General features: G+C 63.3%; 2 protein-coding genes and 1 pseudogene. 2 read left to right on the top strand and 1 reads right to left on the bottom strand.

Annotated elements, in window-relative coordinates; genetic code table 11:
- Positions 1-518, top strand: a pseudogene (locus IL54_RS24305) (TonB-dependent receptor); the annotation flags it as partial.
- Positions 519-680: 162 nt separating this feature from the next.
- Here IL54_RS24305 and IL54_RS16420 read toward each other — a convergent pair.
- The gene (locus tag IL54_RS16420) at positions 681-1,703 is read right to left on the bottom strand and encodes a LacI family DNA-binding transcriptional regulator (RefSeq protein WP_037476967.1); all 1,023 of its coding nucleotides are present in this window, start codon (positions 1,701-1,703) and stop codon (positions 681-683) included.
- A 147-nt stretch (positions 1,704-1,850) separates the two neighbouring features.
- Here IL54_RS16420 and IL54_RS23185 point away from each other — a divergent pair.
- A partial coding sequence (locus IL54_RS23185) for an alpha-amylase family glycosyl hydrolase (protein WP_076605587.1) occupies positions 1,851-3,478 on the top strand: 1,628 nt, incomplete at its 3' end.

Raw genomic sequence — 3,478 nt, 5'->3', positions numbered from 1 at the left:
GCTTGCTGAAGGCACCCGCCAACAACGGCAAGGGCACGATCATCGGCGCGGAAGCCACCGCGTCGCTGCCCTTCAAGCTGTTCACCGAGACCCTTGATGGTTTCGGCCTCTTCGCCAGCGGCTCCTACACCCACAGCGAAGTCAAATATGGCAGCAATCCCGGAGCGACCGTGACCCTGCCGGGCCTCTCCAAATGGGTCGCCAGCGGCACCGCCTATTTCGAACGCAGCGGCTTCCAGGCACGGGTCAGCTATCGCTACCGCTCATCTTTCCTGGGCGAAGTCGCTGGCCTGTCGGCAGCCCCCACCTTCCGCACGGCCGAGGCGGAGGGCATATTGGACGCGCAGATCGGCTATGAATTCCAGTCGGGTCCGCTCACTGGCCTGTCGATCCTGCTCCAGGGCAAGAACCTGACCGACCAGCCCTTCGTCACCTACCAGAATGACGATCCGCGCCAGGTCATCGACTATCAACGCTATGGCCGCGATTATTATCTGGGCCTCACCTACAAATTCTAACGCTTCTCAAATCCTCCCCCGGCGGGGGAGGATGACCCTCTGATCTGCCTGACTGCACGCAGGCAGTGCCGGGACCGCCGCTTCTTTCAGGAGAGGGCGGTCCCTTTTTTTGAAACATTGCCGATTTCCACCGTTCGGGCTGCGGGACCGTGTGAAACGCGATCAGGCGGTCATCCGGCTGACCAACCGTGGCGCCAGCAGCGTCGGCGTCACTGGCTTGCCCTTGATCTGGGCGATCAGCGCATCGACCAGCACTTCGCCTGCAAGCAGATAATCCTGCGCAACCGTGGTTAGCGGCGGGCGCGTCAGGCTGACCGCGGGAATATCGTCGAAACCGATCATCGCCACATCGTTCGGCACCGTCATCCCCGCCTCCTCCAGCGCGCGCATCGCGCCGATCGCGATCAGATCCGACCCGGCGAAAATAGCATCGAACGGAATGCCGCGCGCGATCAGGCGGCGCGCCGCCTCATGGCCGGAATGTTCGATCGACAGGGCATCGACATGCAGCCCCGGATCGACCGGCAGGCCGGCCTCCACCATCGCCTCGGTCAGCCCCGCATAACGGTCGCGAAATTCGGGATAGCGGTTGGACGCATCGCCCAGAAAGGCAATCGAGCGGCGGCCGCGTTCGATCAGGTGCCGACCCGCATCGCGCCCACCCTGCCGATTGTCGCATCCGATGGTCATGCCCAACGCAAGGTCATCGACCGAACCCCAGCGGACGAAATGCGTCCCCTGCGCCACCAGCTGTTCCAGCCGGACGCGGTAAATCTCGTAATTGCCATAGCCGAGCAGGATGATGCCGTCGGCCTTGCGGCTATCCTCATAATCGACATGCCAGTCGGTCGATAATTGCTGAAAGGATGTCAGCAGGTCATAGCCCCGCTTGGCGCAGGTTTGCAGGATCGGCCCCAGCATCGACAGGAAGAAGGGATTGATCCAGCTTTCGTCGGGCAGCAGATCCTCGAAGAATAGCAGCGCCAGCGTATTGCTCTTTCCCCGGCGCAGCGATGACGCATTCTTGTCCACCGCATAATTGAGCTGGCGGGCGATCGCCTCGATCCGCTTGCGCGTCCCCTCGCTGACCGTGGGGTCGCCGCGCAGCGCGCGCGATACGGTCGGCTGGGAAACGCCGGCCAATGTCGCGATGTCGAACGACGTAATTTTCTCATTGACGGCCATTGCCTGATCCTACGCCGCTCCGGCACGCTTGGAAAGCCGGGCTTTGAATACGTATGTCGCATCCTTGGCCGCACCGACAAAGACCGACTAAGAAGGGGGCATAAGACCGCGGCGATCAGGCCAGTGCGGGCCAGAGGAGGAAGAGGAATGCCAAAGCGCAATCCCATGCTGTTCGCCGCGCTGATGGCGCTGGCCACCCCCGCCCTGTCCGCATCCGCCGCCCCGCCAGCTCCCGCAGATTTTCGCGCGCGCCTGCCGGAGGATGAGATCATCTATTTCGTCCTGCCCGACCGCTTCGACAATGGCGATCCGCGCAATGACAAGGGCGACTTTGGCGGCGACCGGCTGACCCATGGCTATGACCCCACGGCCAAGGGTTTTTTCCATGGCGGAGACCTCAAAGGCCTGATCCGACGGCTAGACTATATCCAGGGACTGGGCGCGACCGCCATCTGGGTCGGCCCCATCTTCCGCAACAAGCCGGTGCAGGGCGCCAAGGGCCAGGAAAGTGCGGGCTATCACGGCTATTGGATCACCGACTTCACCCATGTCGATCCGCATTTCGGCACCGACGCCGATTTCGCGGCACTGGTGAAGGCCGCCCATGGGCGGGGCATGAAAGTCTATATGGACATCATTGCCAACCACACCGCCGACGTCATCCAATATCGCGAATGCGCCGTTTCCGCCTGCACCTACCGCTCGCGCGCGGACTATCCCTATCAACGGCGCGGCGGCGTCACCGGCCAGCCGATCAATCCCGGCTTCACCAGCGATGATGACCATCGCCCGGACAATTTCGCCCGGCTGGCCGATCCGTCCTACGCCTATACGCCCTATATCCCCAAGGGCGAGGAACAGACCAAGACGCCCGCCTGGCTGAACGACGTCACCCTCTATCACAACCGGGGCGAAACGACCTATCGCGGCGAAAGCGCGACGATGGGCGACTTTGTCGGGCTGGACGACCTCATGACCGAAAATCCGCGCGTCATTGCGGGGATGATCGAGATATTCGGCGACTGGATCGACCGTTTCGGCGTCGATGGCTTCCGCGTCGATACCGCCCGCCATGTCGACCCGCATTTCTGGCAGGCCTTCGTCCCCGCCATGCAGGCCCGCGCAAAAGCCAAAGGCATCCCCAATTTCCACATCTTCGGCGAAGTGTCGGAAAGCGATATCCTGTCAGGCCCACTCGCCTGGCACACGCGCGAGGGCGGCTTTCCCTCGGTCCTCGACTTCGCCTTCCATCAGGTCGCGATCCAGACCGTCGCGGGCAAGGGCGCGACGGCCCTGTGGGAAAAGATGCTCCAGGGCGATGCCCTCTATGTCCAGGGTGAAGCTACCGCGCGGCAACTGCCGACCTTCATCAGCAATCATGACAATGGCCGCTTCGCCACCTTCGTCCGCCGCGCCTTTCCCGCCGCCAGCGAACAGGAAGTGCTGGACCGCGTCACGCTCGGCCACGCCATGATGCTGACGCTGCGCGGCGCACCGACGCTCTATTATGGCGATGAACAGGGATTTTCCGGCGATGGCGGCGATCAGGACGCGCGCGAGGATATGTTCGGCAGCAAGGTCGCCATCTACAATGACAACCGCCTCGTCGGCACGGATGCCACGACCGCCACGCCCCGCTTCGATCCCTCGCACAGCCTCTATCGCACCATCGCCTCGCTCGCCCGCCTGCGCACCGCCCACCCTGCCCTACGCCGGGGCAAGCAGGTGGTACGCGCCCGGTCGGAAGAACCCGGCCTGTTCGCCCTCTCCCGCTT

Origin of the sequence: Sphingobium sp. ba1, from assembly GCF_000743655.1 — a bacterium.
Taxonomy (GTDB): domain Bacteria; phylum Pseudomonadota; class Alphaproteobacteria; order Sphingomonadales; family Sphingomonadaceae; genus Sphingobium.
Note: the sequence above shows the minus strand (reverse complement) of the source record. Positions and strands in the feature narration are given on the sequence as shown.

Excerpts from the sequence above, each read along its gene's own strand:
- IL54_RS16420 (WP_037476967.1), bottom strand. The coding sequence starts at position 1,703 with ATGGCCGTCAATGAGAAAATTACGTCGTTCGACATCGCGACATTGGCC.